Origin of the sequence: Bradyrhizobium nanningense, from assembly GCF_004114535.1 — a bacterium.
In the GTDB taxonomy this organism is placed as follows: Bacteria; Pseudomonadota; Alphaproteobacteria; order Rhizobiales; family Xanthobacteraceae; genus Bradyrhizobium; species Bradyrhizobium nanningense.
On the sequence record NZ_LBJC01000079.1, the window covers coordinates 137757 to 156658 of the forward strand.

An 18902-nucleotide genomic window follows, 5' to 3' on the forward strand; every position below is an offset into this window, starting at 1 on the left:
GTTCGGCCGGGCTTCTTTGTTTCACGACCGTGATCTGGATCGACGACCGGAGTTTTGCGCAAAGACATCTCAACAAACTCGATGTCGTCCCGGCGAACGCCGGGACCCATAACCCCAGGGAGAAGTTTGACGAAGATACGTCGTTCGGTACTTCTACCGATCGCAACGGTAGATTCCGCGGTATGGGTCCCGGCGTTCGCCGGGACGACGAGAGAGTCTTCGTCAAACGACGCGCTACGTCTTCATCATCGCACCGGCCGCTTCTCGAGCTTCCTGGCCAGCGTGCGCCGGTGCATGCCCAATCGCCGTGCCGCTTCCGAGATATTGAAATCGGTCTCGATCAGGGTCTGGTGGATGCGCTCCCATTCCAGCGTCTTGATCGAGGTCGGCCGCGCGTCGAGCGCGACTTCGGCGTTGCCCTCGGCCTTGTTGAAGGCGGCCTCGATGTCGTCGGTGTTCGACGGCTTTGCCAGATAATGGCAGGCGCCCAGCTTGATCGCCTCCACGGCGGTGGAGATGCTGGCGAAGCCCGTGAGCACCACGATCAGCATGTCGGGATCGTGTGCGTGCAGCAGCTCGACGCAGGCGAGGCCCGAGGCGCCGCCGAGCTTGAGATCGACCACGGCATGGCCGAAGGAGCGCTCCTCCAGCACTTGGCGCACCTCATCGATCGAGGCGGCCAGCACGACGTCATAGCCGCGGCGCTCGAACGAGCGCTTCAGCGTGCGCGCAAAGCCGGCATCGTCCTCGACGACGATGAGCGAACGGTCAGGCGTCAAAATTCCCCTCCGATCGCGAGCGTTGCGAGCGGCAGCGTCAGGCGGACAGTGGCGCCGCGCTTCCTGTGATTTTCCGCAGTAACGGTGCCGCCCAGCTTGCGCACCACGTTCACCACCAGGAACAGCCCGAGCCCGCCGCCGGCGCGGCCCTTGCTCGAGTGATAGGGCTTTCCGAGCTGCGCCAGCATCTCCGGCGCAAAGCCGGGACCGCGGTCGCTGATCGACAGCACGAGGTTGTCGCCCTCACGCTCGGCCACGAGCTCGACCCAGTCGCGCGAGACCTCGTAGGCGTTGTCGAGCACGTTGAAGATCACCTGCTTCAACGCGATGTCGGAGACGATCGCAACGTCCGCGCCGAACGTATTGACGAAATAGAGCGTCCGTGCCGAGCGCGCGTCGCGCCATTCGTCGACCAAGGCGGTCACGAAGGCCGTCACCGTCGTCGGCGACGAGCCCTCGCCGCGCGCTTCGCCGGCCGAGACCAGAATGCCCGTCACGATCGACTTGCAGCGTTGCAGCGAGGTTTCCATCTCCGAAAGATCCTCGGCGAGCTCCTGGTCGGCGGCAAGATCCGGCATGCGCCGCCAATCGCTGAGAATCACCGAGAGCGAAGCGAGCGGCGTGCCGAGCTCATGGGCCGCGCCGGAGGCAAGCAGGCCCATGCGCACGATATGGTCTTGTTCGGCGGCATGCTGGCGCAGCGCCGCCAGATGCGCGTCGCGCTCGCGCAGGTTTCGATTGATGCGGGTGACGAACACCACCAGCAGCACGGCGTTGAGCACGAACCCCAGCAGCATGCCGGCGACGGTGAGCGTGTAAGTCTCGCTCAATGGGTTGGGCGGCAGATCCAGCGGCCGGTACGCCAAGGTCAGCCACACGAAACTCGCGCAGGTCAGCGCGACCAGCGACCAGGTCGAGCGGGCATCGAGCAGCACCGCCCCCAGCGTCACCTGGAGCAGGAACAGCGAGGTGAAGGGATTGGTGGCGCCGCCGGAGAGATAGAGCTGCGCGGTCAGCGCGGCGACGTCCAGCATCAAGGCGACCAGCAGCTCGTTGTTGGTGATCGCGGCGCGATGGCGCACCCAGATCAGGCTGGTGACGTTGAGCAGCACCAGCGCGCCGATGACCGCGCCCATCCGCTCCAACGGCAGGGGGATGCCGAGGCCGAAATGCACGGCGCCGATGGTGACGACCTGGCCGACCACCGCGGTCCAGCGCAGCTGGATCAGCAGCGCCATGTTCTTGCGGTTGGTCTCGTCGTCGGTGGGTGCAGCACCGATCAGCTCGCTGCGCGCGTCCGCCTGCGATTGCAGCGTGACGGCCAGGCCGCCATGAGCAAGTGTGTGGGAAAGCGTCTTCCCGTCGTCAGGCCTGTTCGACGATCGTTCCAGCATCTGATCCCGTCCTGCGCGCGGCGGCATCGGGGCCGCCGGCGGGTTCGTGGACGAAGCGCGTGCGACGGAACAGCCCGCCGCCGAATGTGACGAAAAGCCTGCCGGCCAGCATCAAGGCCAGGGCAAACCACGTCAGCGCGTAGATCAGGTGGTTATTGGGAAAGCGCACCACGGTCAATCCGCCGATGGGACCGCCGGCGGATTGTGATCCGGCATCGGCATCGACGAAGAAAGGTGCGACATCGTGGAGACCGCGGGCCGCCGCGATCGCGGCGACATCCCGCGAATACCAGCGGTTGTGCTGGGGCACGTTGTTTCGGAGGAACCCGCCTTTGGGCTCGGTGATACGGAGCAGGCCGGTGATCTCGACCCGGCCGTCCGGATTGCCGTCCCGGCGCGCCGATGCGTCACGTCGCTCCGACGGCACGAAGCCGCGATTGATCAGGACCTGTGTGCCGTCGCTGCGTTGGAGCGGCGTCAGCACCCAATAGCCCGGGCCTTCCTCGGTGACGGCCTGGACCAGCGTCTCACGGTCATGCAGGAAGCGGCCGGTGACGTTAACGTGCCTGTATTCGTCGTTGGCGGCGGAGACCGCGGGCCATGACACGGGCGCGGGGATCGGCTGGGCTGCGGCATGGACGCGCTGCTCGACGCGGTCGATCAGCGCCAGCTTCCAGGCGCGGCGCTCGATCTGCCAGATTCCGAGTGCGATCAGAACGACGAATGCGATAAGCGAGAGGACCGTGAGCCATAGGGAAGGGGCACGCGCAGCCTTGCCGCGCGGCGCATCGTCCCTGTCCGTCACGGTCCTGACCTCGCTCACTTCATTCCACTCATCTGGTGGATCGGCATCATGTTGCTGTTGAGGTGGCTCATCACCCAAAGCGAACCGGATAGCGCAATGACCACCATGACGATGGTGAAGATCAGGGCCATCATGCTCCAGCCGTTCTCGGACGTCGTGTTCATGTGCAGGAAGTAGATCATGTGCACGACGATCTGCACGACCGCGAAGGCCATGATGACCAGCGCAGTGACCTGCTTGCTCGGCAGCGTGCCGCTCATCACCAGCCAGAACGGGATGGCGGTGAGCACCACCGAGAGCACGAAGCCGAACATATAGCTCGAGAACGTGCCGTGGGCATGGCCGCCGTCGTGATGATGGTCGTCCGCGCGGGCGGCATGGGTATTGGTGCTCATCGCAGAACTCCCAGGAGATAGACGAAGGTGAAGACGCCGATCCAGACCACGTCGAGGAAGTGCCAGAACATCGACAGGCACATCAGGCGGCGGCGGTTGGCCTCGATCAGGCCGAACTTCCAGACCTGCACCATCAGCGTCACCAGCCAGATCAGGCCGCAGGAGACGTGCAGGCCGTGGGTGCCGACCAGGGTGAAGAAGGCGGACAGGAAGGCACTGCGCTGAGGGGTGGCGCCTTCATGGATCATATGCGCGAACTCGGTGAGCTCGATGCCGATGAAGGCGGCGCCGAACAGTCCGGTGATCGCCAGCCAGACTTGCGTCTGGGCGATCTTGTTCTGCTGCATCGTCAGCATCGCGAAACCATAGGTAATCGACGACAGCAGCAGCATCGAGGTGTTCACCGCGACCAGGTTCAGGTCGAACAGATCCTTCGGCGCGGGGCCGGCGGCGTAGTTGCCGCCGAGCACGCCGAAAGTGGCGAACAGGATCGCGAAGATGAGACAGTCGCTCATCAGATAGATCCAGAAGCCGAGCGAGGTGCTCCAGCCTTCCGGATGCGGATGTTCGTCGGCGAGGTAGAAGACCGGCTCGCCGGTTTGGGTGGGATTGACAGCGACAGTCATTTACTTGGCTCCGGCGAGCAGTTTGGTGCGCGCGTCCTCGGTCCGGATGACGTCTTCAGCCGGAATGTCGAAGTCGCGGTGATAGTTGAAGGTGTGGCCGATGCCGACGGCGAGCATGGCGATGAAGCTCAACGCCGCCAGCCACCAGATGTACCAGATCAGGCCGAATCCCATCGCGGTGGCGAGGCCGGCGAGGATGATGCCGGTGCCGGTGCTGCTGGGCATGTGGATCGGTCTGAAGCCGGTGAGCGGACGTTGGTAGCCGCGCCTCTTCATGTCCCACCACGCGTCATTGTCGTGAACGACGGGGGTGAAGGCGAAGTTGTAATCCGGGGGCGGCGAGGAAGTCGCCCATTCCAGCGTGCGCGCGTCCCAGGGATCGCCGGTGACGTCCTTGAGCTGCTCGCGCTTCAGGAAGCTGACCGCGAACTGCATCAGCATCGAGAGGATGCCGATGAAGACGAAGACGGCACCGATCGCGGCGATGACGAACCAGATTTGCAAGCTGGGATCATCGAACACGCGCAGACGGCGGGTCACGCCCATCAGGCCGAGCACGTAGAGCGGCATGAAGGCGAGGTAGAAGCCGGTGACCCAGAACCAGAACGACATCTTGCCCCAGAACGGATCGAGCTTGAAGCCGAACGCCTTCGGGAACCAGTAGTTGATGCCGGCGAACGCGCCGAACACCACGCCGCCGATGATCACGTTGTGGAAATGGGCGATCAGGAACAGGCTGTTGTGCAGCACGAAGTCGGCCGGCGGCACCGCGAGCAGCACGCCGGTCATGCCGCCGATCACGAAGGTCAGCATGAAGGCGATCGTCCACATCATCGGCAGCTCGTAGCGGATACGGCCGCGATACATCGTGAACAGCCAGTTGAACATCTTCGCGCCCGTCGGGATCGAGATGATCATCGTGGTGATGCCGAAGAACGAGTTGACGCTGGCGCCCGAGCCCATCGTGAAGAAGTGATGCAGCCAGACCAGGTACGACAGGATGGTGATGACGACCGTGGCGTAGACCATCGAGGTGTAGCCGAACAGCCGCTTGCCGGAGAAGGTCGAGGTCACCTCCGAGAAGATGCCGAAGGCCGGGAGAACCAGGATGTAGACTTCAGGGTGGCCCCAGATCCAGATCAGGTTCACGTACATCATCGGGCTGCCGCCGAAATCATTCGTGAAGAAGTTGGTGCCGACGTAGCGGTCGAGCGACAGCAGCGCGAGCACGACGGTCAGGACCGGGAAGGAGGCGACGATCAGGACGTTGGTGCAGAGCGAGGTCCAGGTGAACACCGGCATCTTCATCATGGTCATGCCGGGGCAGCGCAGCTTGACGATGGTGCAGATCAGGTTGATGCCGGATAGCGTCGTGCCGACGCCGGCGACCTGCAGCGCCCAGATATAATAGTCGACACCGACATCGGGACTGTAGCCGATGTTCGACAACGGCGGATAAGCCAGCCAGCCGGTGCGGGCGAATTCGCCGATGAACAGCGAGGCCATCACCAGCACCGCGCCGCCAACCGTCATCCAGAAGCTGAAATTGTTCAGGAACGGGAACGACACGTCGCGCGCGCCGATCTGCAGCGGCACGACGTAGTTCATCAGGCCCGTGACCAGCGGCATCGCCACGAAGAAGATCATGATCACGCCGTGTGCGGTGAAGACCTGGTCGTAGTGATGGGCGTTGAGATAGCCTTCGGAGCCGCCAAAGGCCAGCATCTGCTGACCGCGCATCATCAGCGCGTCGGCAAAGCCGCGCAGCAGCATCACGATGCCGAGGATCATGTACATGATACCGATGCGCTTGTGGTCCACCGTGGTGAACCATTCGCGCCAGAGATAGCCCCAGAGGCGGAAATAGGTGAGGCCGCCGAGCAATACGGCGCCGCCGAGCGCGACCGCCACGAAGGTGCCGACGACGATCGGCTCGTGCAGCGGCAGCGATTCGAAGCCGAGCCGGCCGAAGATGAGCTTGAGAAGATCAGGAGACATGCGAACTCTCTTTAGGAGTCTGACTTCGGACGCTGTCCGAGGAAGAAGGACGATGACTTCAGCGGCGTGAACGACGGCCGCTTCAGGCCGGCGCCGAGCAGCGGCGCGGTGTCGACGGGGGCCGTGATGGAGGCCGTGGTTTTGCCCTGGGGCGCATCGGGGGTGCAGGTGCCGGCGACGAAGGTCGGCTCGGGCCCAAGTGCGGTGCCGCGGCGGGCGTATTTGTCGTAGGCCAGCGGCAGGGTGTTGTTCAGGCCCTGATGGCCATTGCCGCCCTTGGCGTCGATCGCCATCATCTCGCTCTGGCACATCTTGCCGGTCTCGACGCACATGTTGAGGATCAGGCGGTAGAGATCGGCATCGATGGTGCCCCAGCGCCGTACCGGCTCGTTCTGGCTGGGCTTTTCGAGCTGGAGATATTCGGCGCGGCCGAGCGAGCCGCCGGCGGACTTGGCTTTGGCGACCCAGTCGTCAAAACCCTTGTCGTCGAGGCCCTGGAAGTCGAAGTGCATGCCGGAGAAGCCGGCGCCGCTGTAGTTCGCCGAAAAGCCCTTGTAGGTGCCGGCGTGGTTGACGACGGCGTGGAGCTTCGTCTCCATGCCCGGCATCGCGTAGATCTGGCCGGCCAGCGCGGGGATGTAGAACGAGTTCATCACCGAGGACGCGGTAATGCGGAAGTTGATCGGGCGATCGACGGGAGCTGCGAGATCGTTGACGGTGGCGATGCCGTAGTCCGGGTAGATGAAGAGCCATTTCCAGTCGAGCGCGACGACGTCGACCTCGAGCGGAGCCTTGGATTGGTCCACGGCGCGGTCGGCATGGATGCGGCCGAGCGTGCGGTAGGGATCGAGCAGATGCGTGCCCATCCAGGTCAGCGCGCCCAGGCAAACGATGATCAAGAGAGGCGCCGACCAGATCACCAGCTCGAGCTTGGTCGAGTGATCCCAGTCAGGCTCGTAGCGGGCCTCGGTGTTGGACTGGCGATAGCGCCAGGCGAACAACACGGTCAGCGCCATCACGGGGACGACGATCAGGAGCATCAGGACGGTGGAGATGATGACGAGGTCGCGCTGTTGGGCTGCGATATCGCCGGCTGGCGCCAGCACGACATAGTCGCAGCCGCTGAGCGCGGCAGCCAGAGGTAGTAGCGCCAGGATCTTGAGACGAGACACGGGCCGAGCCTTTGAGAATGAGTTTCTTTTGCGGGGCCAACGGGTAGCTGCGACGCAACAATCCGGACATTGGACAATTTGTCCAATGTTGCAGTGCGGGAGCTTGGGCCAGACAGGGGCAGATTGCCTGGCGTCCGCCGGGCGGTCGGCTTTGGTTTTCAGGACGTGAAGGGCGCACGTATGGCGACGGCACAGACCCCCGCAATGGCAGACCTCCACACGGGCGAGCATGGCCACGACCAGGCCAGTGCCGGCGAGATCGCCATCGGCGTCATCATCGGCCGCACCTCGGAATTCTTCGACTTCTTCGTCTTCGCGATCGCCTCGGTGATCGTGTTCCCGCGCCTGGTGTTCCCGTTCGCGAGCGAGCTGACCGGCACGCTCTATTCCTTCATGATCTTCGCGCTGGCCTTCATGGCCCGTCCGATCGGCACCGTGATTTTCATGACGGTCGACCGCGCCTACGGCAAGACGGCCAAGCTGATCTCGGCGCTGTTCCTGCTCGGCACCGCCACCGTCGCACTGGCGTTCCTGCCCGGCTATCACGAGATTGGTGTTGCCGCGATCTGGTTGCTGGCGCTGGCGCGCATTGCGCAGGGTCTGGCCTGGGGCGGCGCCTGGGACGGCATGGCCTCACTGCTGGCGCTGAACGCACCGGCTTCCAAGCGCGGCTGGTACGCGATGGTGCCGCAGCTCGGGGCTCCGCTCGGGCTGATCGTGGCGAGCGCGCTGTTCGCCTATTTCGCCGGCAATCTTTCGGCCGATGATTTCTTCGACTGGGGTTGGCGCTATCCGTTCTTCGTTGCGTTTGCCATCAACGTCGTGGCGCTGTTCGCGCGCCTGCGCATGGTGACGACGGAGGAATATGCCACGCTGTTCGAGACCCGCGAATTGCAGCCGGCGCGCATCTCCGACACCGTCGCGCGCGAAGGCCAGAACATCATGCTGGGGGCGTTCGCTCCGCTGGCGAGCTTTGCACTGTTTCACATGGTCACGGTGTTCCCGTTGTCCTGGGTGTTCCTGTTCACCCGCGAAAGCCCGGTGCGCTTTTTGATCATCGAGATCGTCGCCGCCGTGTTCGGCGTCGGCGCGATCGTGGTGTCCGGCATCATCGCCGACCGGGTGGGGCGCAAATCGCTGCTGATGGGATCGGCGATCGCGATCGCGATCTATAGCGGCTTTGCCCCGCAGCTGCTCGACGCCGGCGCGTTCGGCGAAACCATCTACATGGTGATCGGCTTCATCCTGCTCGGCCTATCCTTCGGCCAGTCCTCCGGCGCGATCGCCTCGAACTTCAAGCAGGCGTATCGTTACACCGCTTCGGCATTGACCTCGGACATGGCCTGGCTGTTCGGCGCCGGCTTCGCGCCGCTGGTGGCGCTGCTGCTCGCCACCAATCTCGGCGTCATCGCTTCCGGTGCATATCTGCTCTCGGGCGCGTTCTGGACGTTGCTGGCGCTCTGGCTCAGCGGCCAGCGCGAGAAGGGCGACATGGACGCGGGGCGCTAACCGGCTGATTGGTGCGCAGGCGGCTCTTCGCACTCAACTGTCGTCCCGGCGAATGCCGGGACCCATAACCCCAGGGATGGGTTATGGAGCCGGCTGGCAACTCCGAGTCTTCGCCAAATCAAATCCTGTGGGTATGGGTCCCGGATCTGCGCTTACGCTTATCCGGGACGACGGCCGAGTGTGTGGCTACGCTACCGACCTCAATCCGCCACGATCTTCACGCGGTCCCGCACCTTCACCTGCGCGGTGCGATCGAGCCCGTTGAGCACGCGGAAGCGCTCGGCGGGATGATCGACGCCGGCCATGCGGTGGGAGAGTGACTCCACGGTGTCGCCGGGTTGCACGGTGATGACCTTGATGCGGAGCGGACGGGCGGCCTGGATCTCGTCGAGGGTCAGGCGGCGGAACGAATTGACGGTCTCGCGCGCGTTGCGCTCGCTCTCGGTCGATTTTTGCCGGGTCGCGAAGATGAAGCGATAGACGTCGCTGCCGAAACGCAGCGCATAGACCTTGAACTGCCACTGGTCGCCCTTGGCGGTGGCGGACGCGGCCGGGAAGCCGTTGATGGTGAGGTCTTCGGTCGACGCCTTCTCGACGCCCTCCATCCAGCCGGAATTCAGGTAGTCGCCGAGCGACTGCTCGGCCGGCACGCGCACCACGTCGAAACGCATCGCTTGTGCGCCGCCCTCGCGCACGCCGATCACGGCCTGGGCGGTGTTGTCGAGCGTGAAATTGTCCGGCGCCTGGAAGGTGAAGCCGAGCTTCGGATGCAGGAAACGGCGGCCGCGCACGAAACCTTCGCTGGGATCTTCGCCGTAGACGAGGTTGTCGATCGCAGCGAGATAGCTCTCGCGGTCGCGCTCGGCGCCTTCGGGCGCAGTGTACTGCCGCGCGATATTCTGCGCGTTCTGCACGCGCTCCGGGGTCGCCGGGTGCGACGAGGTGAAATCCTGCGCGCGCGGATCGAGCGAAGACTTGCCGGCCTTCAGCTCGGCATTGCGCTCCATCGCCGATAGGAAGCGTGCCGCACCGTAGGGGTCGAAATGCGCCTTGGCGGAAATGCCCACCCCGACGCCGTCGGCCTCGAACTCCTGCTTGCGCGAGAAGCTCGCCATGGTGAGCTTGGTCTTGGCCAGCGCCAGCGCGGTGAGATCGGGATCGTTGCTCATGTCGGTGACGACGCGGGTGACGATCGCGGCCTGGCGCGCCTGGTCCTCGCGCATCGCGGCATGCTTGGACAGCACATGCGCCATCTCGTGGCTGAGCACGGAGGACAATTCCGAGGTGTCGCTCGCAAGCGCCAGCAGTCCGCGCGTGACGTAGAGCTGGCCGTTCGGCAGCGCGAAGGCGTTCACCGCGCCGGAATTGAGGATGGTGACCTTGTAGCCCTGGTCGGGACGGTCGGAGGCGGCCACCAGGCGGTCGACGGTCTTGCTGACAAGTGATTCGAGCCTGGGATCGTCATAGGCCCCGCCATAGCTCGCGAGGATGCGCTCGTGCTCCTTCTCGGTGGCGGGGGTCTGCGCCACGGCCGGCTTCGGCTTCGGCATGGCGACGGTCGCGGGCACAGCGGCGGTCTGGAACCGGCCCATGTCGCCGCAGCCCGCCAGCGCCGTGCCCAGCACGAGGCATAGCACAGCCGGCGCAGCCCGCAGGCGGCGGCGTTCATGCCGTACGTGCCGTTCTAGCACCCCATTCACGTCGTTTAACCCGTGCCCGGCCCGTTTTAAGGCCTTACCCCTGTCGGTTCGTTTGCACCCAGCAACTCGACCTGTCCTACGAGGCGGATATCGATACGCGGCCCCGTATTTCCCTCAACCCAGCCCCGAACTAGAATACGCTTATTTTCCAAGGACTTAAGGACAATGCCGGCATTCTCGAATGCCGGCAGCGTGCGTTTTGAGATAGTCGCCGCAAAGCCCCGTGTCCAGTTTCGTCCGAAGTTGAGGTAGGTCATTGCCCCAGCTTGCCGGACGGACAGGACTTTGCCCTCGACCACCACAAAGCGCCCGATCTCCGCCAAAATATCGTCCGGACTTTCCGCGTTTTTTATGGCCGACGGGTCAGCCCAGCTGCCCTTTTTTTGGCGCCGTGCTGCGGCCTCCGACGCCATCAGGGCGGCCGCGCAGTCCTTGTCGGTGATTTCGGCGGAGACCATGGCGTCGCCTTGGGCCAGCAGCATGGCTTGGACCGAGACGTCGCTTTCGCCGATCAAGACCAGCGCGCCCTGGCGGCCATAGCGGTCGGGCGTGTCGTCGCTGCCGCGGAGTGTGATGTCGCGTCCGGCGAGTAGCGACGCCAGCGCCTGCTTCGTCGACGCGGTGGGCTCGATCCCTATGAGGCGAACTTCGCGGCCGTCGTCGAGACGCAGGCTGCGCGCATCGACGACGGCGGCGACGCGGCCTTCACCCTGGGAGTCGAACTGGCACGGCGCGGCGAACGCGGTGTGACTCGCGATGAGAAGAGTTGCGGCGATGAGGTGAAGCAGTCGCGTCAAGATGCCCGGAGAGGTTGCGTTGCGTGCCAACCTTAACTCAAGCGTAGCGGGTCGCGAAGAGGTAGTTGTGCCGCCGCGCAATTGCCCCGCACTCCGTCATTGCGAGCGCAGCGAAGCAATCCAGAATCCCTCCGCGGAAAGACTCTGGATTGCTTCGCTGCGCTCGCAATGACGTGGAAAGACCAGCGTCCTCTCAACCATTCCGTTTTGCGGAAAACACGCTGCCATCGCAAGACGCGCATCGCGCCTCGCGCTTGCTGCGCTCTTGCGCATGCGGCATGATTGCGGCAACAGCTTCTGCTAAGAGCAATAACCAAGCCGCCATCAGAGACAGGCGATAAAGGGAGGTCTTTTCGATGAAGCATGTTTTGTCGGGCATTTTTGCCGCCGCGTTGGCCCTCAGTGCGAGCGCTGCGCAGGCCCAGGACAAGCCCCCTCTCAAGATCGGCGGCATCTTGGACATGTCGAGCCTCTATGCCGACATCACCGGCCCCGGCAGCGAGACCGCGGCCAAGATGGCGGTGGAGGATTTCGGCGGCGAAGTGTTGGGGCGCAAGATCCAGGTGCTCGCGGCCGACCATCAGAACAAGGCCGATCTCTCCGGCAACATCGCCCGCGACATGCTCGACAATCAGGGCGTCGAAATGATCTACGACGTCGCAGCCTCCGCGACGGCGCTTGCGGCCGGCGAGATCGCAAAGGCGCGCAACAAGATCATCATGTTCAATGGTCCGGGCTCGATCCGTCTCAGCAACGAGGCCTGCGGTCCCTACACCGTCCACTATGTGTTCGACACCTACGGCCAGGCCAATGTGACCGGCCTTGCTGCGGTGAAATCCGGCCTCGACAGCTGGTTTTTCCTCACGGCCGACTACGCCTTCGGCCAGGATCTGGAGAAGGACACCAGTGCCGTCGTGACCAAGACCGGCGGCAAGGTGCTCGGCAGCGTGCGCCATCCGCTCAACACCTCGGATTTTTCGTCCTTCCTGCTGCAGGCGCAGGCCTCCAAGGCCAAGGTGATCGGTCTCGCCAATGCCGGCGGTGACACCGTCAACGCCATCAAGCAGGCGGCGGAGTTCGGGATCATGAAGGGCGGCCAGAAGGTCTCGCCGCTGCTCGTCTTCGTCACCGACATCGACTCGATTGGCCTGGAGACCGCGCAGGGGCTGCTGCTCGCCGAAGCCTTCTACTGGGACATGAACGACGAGACGCGTGCCTTCTCCAAGCGCTTCCAGGAGCGCGTGAAGCGGCCGCCGACCTCGGCACAGGCCGGCGTCTACTCCTCCGTCACGCATTATCTGAAAGCCGTGAAGGCAGCCGGCACGACCGATGCGGCGGCCGTGATGAAGGTGATGAAGGAAACGCCGATCAACGACTTCTTCGCCAAGAATGGCAAGATCCGCGACGACGGCCGCATGATCCACGACATGTACCTGTTCGAGGTGAAGAAGCCGTCGGAGTCGAAGGGCCGCTGGGACGATTACAAGCTGCTCGCCACCGTGCCGGGCAACGAAGCGTTCCAGTCGCTGGAGCAATCGCGCTGCCCGCTGGTGAAGAAATAAGACCGTCATTGCGAGCGAAGCGAAGCAATCCAGAGATGTTTCCGCAGAGACAGTCTGGATTGCTTCGTCGCAAGAGCTCCTAGCAATGACGGTGAGGCGACAGCCGGGTTAGACAATCAACAAGGGAGGCTTCCATGAACGATATGGTCCTGCAGAAGCTCGAAGGCGGGCTGCTCACCGTCACGATGAACCGCCCGGAGCGGAAGAACGCGCTCAACCCCGAAATGGTGGCCGGGCTGGTCGAGGCGGCGCGCCGCGCGGCTGACGACCCGGAGGTGCGCGCGGTGCTGTTAAAAGGCGCCGGCGGATCGTTCTGCGTCGGCGGCGACGTCAAGTCGATGGCGGCCGGCCGCGCGCCGCTGCCGTTCGAGGTGAAGATGGCGAACCTGCGCCGCGGCATGGAGGTCTCGCGCATTCTGCACCAGATGCCGAAGCCCGTCGTGGCGCAGCTCGATGGTGCGGCGGCCGGCGCCGGCCTGTCGATGGCGCTGTCCTGCGACCTGCGGATCGCCTCCGAGTCCTGCAAGATCACTACCGCCTTCGCCAAGGTCGGCTTCTCCGGCGATTACGGCGGCACCTATTTCCTCACCCAGCTGCTCGGCAGCGCGCGAGCGCGCGAGCTCTATCTGATGTCGCCGGTCCTGACTGCGAGGGAAGCGCACGCGATCGGCATGGTGACCAAAGTCGTGCCCGATGCCGAGATCGACGCCGCCGCGCACGAGCTCGCATCGTCGCTGGCGCAAGGGCCGTCGATCGCGCTTGGCTTCATCAAGCGCAATATCAACAATGCCGAGCATCTGGCGCTGGAGGATTGCTTCGACGGCGAGGCGATCCATCATACCCGCTGCGGCGACACCGAGGACCACAAGGAGGCCGCGAAGGCCTTCGTCGAGAAGCGCAAGCCGACCTTCAGGGGCGCATGACCATGGCGCCCTATATGCGGCTGCGGCAGATCTGCCTCGTCGCGCCGCAGCTCGCGCCCGTCGTCTCCGACATCGCGGAGATCATGGGCCTTTCCGTCTGCTACCGCGACGGCAATGTCGCCAAATACGGCCTGGAGAACGCGCTGCTCCCGGTCGACACGATCTTGCTGGAGGTGGTTGCCCCGTTCAAGGACGGCACCACGGCCGGCCGCTTCATCGAGAAGACCGGCGGCCGCGGCGGCTATATGGCGATCTTCTGCTGTAACGATCCCGACGAGCGCGGCCGCAACGCCAATGCGATGGGCGTGCGCACCGCCAACGTCATCGACCACGCGCCCTATCACGGCGTGCAGCTTCATCCCCGCGACTGCCGCGCCGCCTTCATCGAGTTCAACCACACCGAAGGCAGCGACGATATTCTTGGGGCGTATCCGCCGGCGGGACCGGACTGGCAGAAATTCATCCGCAAGAATGTGACGCAGGCGCTGACGGCCGTGGAGATGCAGAGCCCTGATCCGCATGGTCTCGCGGAGCACTGGGGCAAGATCATCGGCGTTGCGCCTGAAGGTGCCGAGCTGAAACTGCCCAATGCGACCTTCCGCTTCATGAAAGGCGCCAGCGAGATCATGAGCGCGCTGCAGTTTCGGGTGGCTGATGTGGCGAGCGTGCTACATGCGGCGCGGGAGAAGGGGCTTGCGGTCGCGGGCAATGAGTTTCTGCTGAGCGGAATGACGTTTCGGCTTGTGGGTTGAGCTCTTGCCGCAACACCGCTGTCGTCCCGGACAAGCGAAGCGCCGATCCGGGATCCATAACCACAGAAAGTTGTTTTGCGAGGGCTTGTGGTGACCAGCTGTCCGCCGCAACTTCTCCCTTGGGTTATGGGTCCCTGCGTTCGCAGGGACGACAGGGGAAATTGTGGGAACATGAGAGTGATACGGCGAAACGCCGCCGCAATCACCTTCCCCTAAAATTCGCCGCGCGCCGTTCTTCCGTGGCCTTCACGCCCTCCCTAAAATCTTCCGTTGCGCGCAGGCGGGTCTGTTCGGCGAGCTCGTGGTTGGTCGCGGCCATGACGCGGTCGGCGAGCCCGTTGCGCATCGTGGCGCGGGTGGAAAGCAGGCCGAGCGGGGAGCATTCGGCGATCTCGCCGGCGAGCTTCATGGCGGCCGCCTTGACCTGATCCTGCGGCACCAGCTCGTTGGCGAGGCCCCACTTCACGGCTTCTTCGCCGGTGACGCGGCGGCTGGTGTAGAACATCAGCTCGGCGTTGTTCTTGCCGATCAGCTCGGGCAGCGTCACGGTCAGGCCGAAGCCGGGATGAAAGCCGAGCTTGGTGAAATTCGCGGAGAAGCGCGCCTCGGGACAGGTGACGCGGAAATCGGCCGATACCGCAAGGCCCAATCCGCCGCCGATGGCGGCGCCTTGCACCGCGGCGACGATCGGCTTCTTGGCGCGGAAGATGCGCACGGCCTGGATGTAGAGATGGTTGATCGGCCCGAGGCTGTCGGCGGGGTCGCCCTTCTTCTCTGCCTCGCGCGCCTCCTGCGCCTGCCGCGCCGGATCCTGGAAGTTGGCGCCGGCGCAGAACGCCTTGCCCTGCGCCGAGAGCACGGAGGCGCGGATCTCGATGTCGCGGTCGAATTCGTCGAGCGCGTCGGCGATCTGGTTGATCAGCGAAATGTCGAAGAAGTTGAGCGGCGGGCGGCGGATCTCGATGGTGCCGACATGCCCGACCTTCTCGACGCCGATTTCTTTAAACGTGCTCATGATGTCCTCGATTGATGAGCGCAAACCAGGCCCGCGCGACTAGCGCAAACCAAGTCCGCGGGCGATGATGCCGCGCAGCACCTCGGTGGTGCCGCCCTGGATGGTGAGTTTCGGTGCGGTCTTGATGGCGAAGTCGAGCTGCCGCTCCAAGGTCTCGCGGTTGGTCGCGGTCTCCTCGACGAAGGCGGCGAGATCGCGGACGCGGTGCGGAAGCTGTTGCTCCCAGACCGTGCCGATGTCCTTGACGATGGACGCCTCGACCACCGGCTCCTTGCCTGCCTCCAGCATGCCGGCCACCGAGACCGACATGCGGCGCATGGTGTGGAGCTGCGCGACGAGGCGCCCGATGCCTTCGGCGCTGCGCGTGTCCGGATTTGGGCCGACCGCGCGGACCAACTCGGTCAGCACGTAGTAGGTTTCGAGGAAGCGCTCAGGGCCGGAACGCTCATAGGCGAGCTCGCTCGTTGCCTGCTTCCAGGCGCCGTCGACCTCGCCGAGGACGTGGTCGTCGGGGATGAAGTGATCGGTGAAGACGACCTCGTTGAACTCGTATTGCCCGGTGATCTGGCCGATCGGATTCACCTTGATGCCCGGCTGCTTCATCTTCACCAGGAACTGGGTCAGGCCGTGGCGGCGGTTCTCCTTGGTCGGCGGCGAGGTCCGGAAGATCGCGATCATATAGTCGGCAATGTGCGCCGACGAGGTCCAGATCTTGGTGCCGTTGATGAGATAGCCGCCGTCGGTCTTGGTGGCGCGTGTCTTCGCGGCGAACAGGTCGGATCCCGAGTTCGGCTCGCTCATGCCGATGGCAAAGCAGACCTCGCCGCGGCAGATCCGCGGCAGGATCTCCATCTTGATGTGCTCGGGGGCATATTTCAGCAGCACCGGGCCGCTCTGGCGGTCGGCGACGAAGAAGCGGCGCGTCGGCGCGTTGGCGACACGCATCTCCTCGGTCACCACGTAACGCTCGAGGAAGGAACGCTCCTGGCCGCCATATTTCTTCGGCCAGGTCATCCCCAGCCAGCCCTTGGCGCCGACCCGGCGGGAGAATTCCGGCACGTCGGTGTCCTCGCGGTTGGGCTTGTGCGGATCGAAGGTGCCGGCGGCGATTTCCTCGGCGAGGAAGGCGCGCACTTCCTTGCGCAATTGCTCGCACTTTTCGGGCAGGCGGATCGGATCGAAACGAAGCGCAGCGGTCATGTGTTTCTCTCCCTGATCAGCGCGATGCCACGAGCGGCCACAATTCGTCGGCGCCGCGATTTGCCACCAGCTTGCCGAGCTCGACGGCCCAGTGGCTCTCCGAGCCAAAGTCGTCGCGCCAGGCCAGCGCGCGCAGCGAATAACGGTGCAGGATGTGCTCGATGGTGAAGCCGATCGCGCCGTGCACCTGATGCGCGATGGCGCCGCCCTTTTCGGCGGCTTCCGCGCAGCGGATTTTTGCGGAGGCAGCCTCGAGATAGACCTCGTCGTCGAAGGATTCTGCGTTGGCGATGGCGTCGGCCGCGGACGTCGCAGCCGCGAGCGCGGCTGCGGATTCGCCGGCGAGGCGGGCGAGATTGTGCTGCACCGCCTGGAATTTCGAGATCTTCTTCTCGAAGGCGACACGCTCGTTGGAATAGCGCACGGAGATGTCGAGCATCGATTCCAGCGCGCCCGCGATCTGCAGGCTGCGCGCAACGCCGCCCATCAGCATCAGATTGGTCTGGTCAACGCCCTTCGGCGCGGGCTTGAGCGTGACGGGCTGGACCTTGTCGAGCGTGACTGTATCGCTGTGGTCGTAGCCGACATTGAGGCCGGATTCGATCCGGGCCTTGGCTCCATCGACCAGCGCGATCGCGACGCCGTCCTTGCCATGCGCCAGCACCGCAAAATGCTTGGCCGTTTTCGCGAACGGCACGCCGCGGGCGCGGCCCGAGAGCGAACCGTCGGCATTGAGAGTGAAGCGGTCCTTCGGGCTTGCCGGCAACACCGTCATCTCGCCCGCGGGCGAAGCGATCTTCGCCTGCGCCAGCAGCCAGCCGGCCAGCATGGTCTCGGCCAGGGGAACCGCGACGGCGAAACGGCCGGCGGCGTTCAGCAGCGCAAAGCCGTCGGCCAGGCTCGCCCCGGAGCCGCCGAGATCGTCGGGCACCCAGGACAATGGCAGGCCGGCCTCGCTCAGCGCCTGCCACAGCGGCGCCTGCCACGTCCCCTTCTTGTCGTTGTTGATGGTTTGCGGATCGGCGAGATCGGCGAAGATCTTCTCCGCGGTCTCGACGACGATGTTATCACTCTCCGCCACAGCGTTCCCCGTATTTTGCCGTTGGCGCGTCCCGCCTCGTTGAGCGAACCGCGCAGGTCTTCTTGCGCCCGATGATCCGAAAAAGCCATGGTCCTGACAAGCGTTGATCGCAGGTCAACCTGCGGCGCGGGCATGGGCGCAAGGGTCAATAGGATGGTAATTCCGCTTAGCGGAGTTTGCTCGATTTGCAGGGCGCGGCAAACTCGCTAAACAGGGCGCGGAAATCAAAGATACGGGGAAGGACATCCGGATGGCCAAGGACAATCTGTGCGCAATCGTGACGGGGTCGGCTTCCGGCCTTGGCGCAGCGACGGCGGAAATTCTGGCGCGCAGCGGGGCGCGGCTCGTCATCAACTATTCGTCGAGCCAGAAGGAGGCCGAGGCCACCGCGGACGCCTGCCGCAAGGCCGGCGCGGCGGAGGTGCTGGTCGCGCAGGGCGACGTTTCAAAGGACGAGGATTGCCGCAAGATCGTCGCGGCCGCCAGCGGATGGGGCCGGCTCGACATCCTCGTCAACAATGCCGGCACCACCAAGCATGTCGCTCACGCCGATCTCGACGGATTGTCGGCTGAAGACTTCCAGCGGGTCTATGGCGTCAACACCATCGGCCCGTTCCAGATGGTGCGCGCGGCGCGCAGCCTGCTCGAGGTCGGCGCCAAGGCCTCGGGGCGGCCGTCCGCCGTGGTCAACGTGTCCTCGGTTGCCGGCATCAGCGGCGTCGGCTCGTCGATCGCCTATGCCGCGAGCAAGGGCGCGCTCAACGCCATGACGCTGTCGCTGTCGCGCGCGCTGGCGCCGCTGATCCGCGTCAACACCGTCTGCCCCGGCTATATCGACACGCCCTGGTTCACCAAGGGCCGCGGCGAGGCCGGCGCCAAGCAGGTGCGCGACAGTGTGGTGGCGAAGGTGCCGCTCAAGGTCGCTTCAAGCGCCGAAGACATCGCACAGCTCGTCTGCTTCCTGGCGATGCCGGCCTCCAGCAACATGACCGGCGAGGTCGTGCGCATGGATGCGGGGATGCATTTGATTACGTGATTGGTGCGTCTTGCCGCGGTGACGCTCTGCTGGTGCGGCAAACACAGGTGTCGTCCCCGCCTAGTTGTGGTCTGTCAGGAGGTTGTCCATCTGGTCTGAACCGAGGAAGCTGAGGTTGCGAAGCTTCAGTGTTCCAAGGAGAGACCAGATGAACGTCC

17 protein-coding genes are annotated in these 18902 nt (G+C 64.5%); 5 read left to right on the forward strand and 12 right to left on the reverse strand.

The genetic code is table 11. The features are described from left to right. Window positions 1–245 precede the first annotated feature (245 nt). Genes XH84_RS36065 through cyoA form a run of 7 tightly spaced genes read right to left on the reverse strand, consistent with a single transcriptional unit; the run spans window position 246 to window position 7169 of the window. Window positions 246–779, reverse strand: coding sequence for a response regulator transcription factor (locus XH84_RS36065; protein WP_128919144.1), 534 nt, complete (start codon window positions 777–779; stop codon window positions 246–248). Next, window positions 776–2173 (reverse strand): ATP-binding protein, encoded by a 1398-nt coding sequence (locus tag XH84_RS36070; protein ID WP_164936218.1) that lies wholly within the window; start codon window positions 2171–2173, stop codon window positions 776–778. Before XH84_RS36070 ends, XH84_RS36065 begins: the two co-directional genes overlap by 4 nt. Then, window positions 2145–2996: an SURF1 family protein gene (locus XH84_RS36075; protein ID WP_128919146.1), complete on the reverse strand. Its 852-nt coding sequence runs from the start codon at window positions 2994–2996 to the stop codon at window positions 2145–2147. Before XH84_RS36075 ends, XH84_RS36070 begins: the two co-directional genes overlap by 29 nt. Further along, on the reverse strand, window positions 2993–3373 hold the full coding sequence (cyoD, locus tag XH84_RS36080) for a cytochrome o ubiquinol oxidase subunit IV (RefSeq protein WP_128919147.1): 381 nt from the start codon (window positions 3371–3373) through the stop codon (window positions 2993–2995). The genes XH84_RS36075 and cyoD overlap by 4 nt, the downstream gene beginning before the upstream one ends. Then, complete coding sequence (gene cyoC, locus XH84_RS36085; protein ID WP_128919148.1) at window positions 3370–3999, reverse strand: cytochrome o ubiquinol oxidase subunit III; 630 nt, start codon at window positions 3997–3999, stop codon at window positions 3370–3372. Before cyoC ends, cyoD begins: the two co-directional genes overlap by 4 nt. After that, window positions 4000–5997 (reverse strand): cytochrome o ubiquinol oxidase subunit I, encoded by a 1998-nt coding sequence (cyoB, locus tag XH84_RS36090; protein WP_128919149.1) that lies wholly within the window; start codon window positions 5995–5997, stop codon window positions 4000–4002. An 11-nt stretch (window positions 5998–6008) separates the two neighbouring features. Next, window positions 6009–7169 carry a ubiquinol oxidase subunit II gene (gene cyoA, locus XH84_RS36095; RefSeq protein ID WP_128919150.1) on the reverse strand — a complete coding sequence of 387 codons (1161 nt, stop codon included), beginning with the start codon at window positions 7167–7169 and terminating at the stop codon, window positions 6009–6011. A gap of 180 nt (window positions 7170–7349) precedes the next feature. Between cyoA and XH84_RS36100 the strand changes: the two genes are divergently transcribed. Continuing rightward, on the forward strand, window positions 7350–8678 hold the full coding sequence (locus tag XH84_RS36100) for an MFS transporter (RefSeq protein ID WP_128919151.1): 1329 nt from the start codon (window positions 7350–7352) through the stop codon (window positions 8676–8678). Between the two features lie 200 nt (window positions 8679–8878). Here the strand turns inward: XH84_RS36100 and XH84_RS36105 are convergent, their stop codons facing one another. Next, entirely contained in the window at window positions 8879–10369 is a 1491-nt protein-coding gene (locus tag XH84_RS36105; RefSeq protein ID WP_128919168.1) for a M48 family metalloprotease, read from the reverse strand. Window positions 10370–10404: 35 nt separating this feature from the next. Continuing rightward, window positions 10405–11205 (reverse strand): thermonuclease family protein, encoded by an 801-nt coding sequence (locus tag XH84_RS36110; RefSeq protein ID WP_128919152.1) that lies wholly within the window; start codon window positions 11203–11205, stop codon window positions 10405–10407. Window positions 11206–11531: 326 nt separating this feature from the next. On the opposite strand from XH84_RS36110, the gene XH84_RS36120 reads away from it, so the two are divergent. From XH84_RS36120 to XH84_RS36130, 3 genes are all read left to right on the forward strand, one after another. Further along, on the forward strand, window positions 11532–12737 hold the full coding sequence (locus tag XH84_RS36120) for an ABC transporter substrate-binding protein (protein WP_128919154.1): 1206 nt from the start codon (window positions 11532–11534) through the stop codon (window positions 12735–12737). A 134-nt stretch (window positions 12738–12871) separates the two neighbouring features. Further along, window positions 12872–13660, forward strand: a complete 789-nt coding sequence (locus tag XH84_RS36125) for an enoyl-CoA hydratase (RefSeq protein WP_128919155.1) — start codon at window positions 12872–12874, stop codon at window positions 13658–13660. Between the two features lie 2 nt (window positions 13661–13662). Further along, on the forward strand, window positions 13663–14412 hold the full coding sequence (locus XH84_RS36130) for a VOC family protein (RefSeq protein WP_164936221.1): 750 nt from the start codon (window positions 13663–13665) through the stop codon (window positions 14410–14412). Window positions 14413–14614: 202 nt separating this feature from the next. On the opposite strand, the gene XH84_RS36135 is transcribed toward XH84_RS36130, so the two are convergent. Genes XH84_RS36135 through XH84_RS36145 form a run of 3 tightly spaced genes read right to left on the reverse strand, consistent with a single transcriptional unit; the run spans window position 14615 to window position 17708 of the window. Next, on the reverse strand, window positions 14615–15427 hold the full coding sequence (locus XH84_RS36135; protein ID WP_128919157.1) for an enoyl-CoA hydratase/isomerase family protein: 813 nt from the start codon (window positions 15425–15427) through the stop codon (window positions 14615–14617). A 39-nt stretch (window positions 15428–15466) separates the two neighbouring features. Then, the gene (locus tag XH84_RS36140) at window positions 15467–16627 is read right to left on the reverse strand and encodes an acyl-CoA dehydrogenase family protein (RefSeq protein WP_128919158.1); all 1161 of its coding nucleotides are present in this window, start codon (window positions 16625–16627) and stop codon (window positions 15467–15469) included. A 16-nt stretch (window positions 16628–16643) separates the two neighbouring features. Continuing rightward, window positions 16644–17708, reverse strand: coding sequence for an acyl-CoA dehydrogenase family protein (locus XH84_RS36145; RefSeq protein WP_128919159.1), 1065 nt, complete (start codon window positions 17706–17708; stop codon window positions 16644–16646). A 250-nt stretch (window positions 17709–17958) separates the two neighbouring features. On the opposite strand from XH84_RS36145, the gene XH84_RS36150 reads away from it, so the two are divergent. After that, a complete protein-coding gene (locus tag XH84_RS36150; protein ID WP_128919160.1) occupies window positions 17959–18744 on the forward strand; it encodes an SDR family NAD(P)-dependent oxidoreductase in 786 nt (261 codons plus the stop codon). Window positions 18745–18902 lie beyond the last annotated feature (158 nt).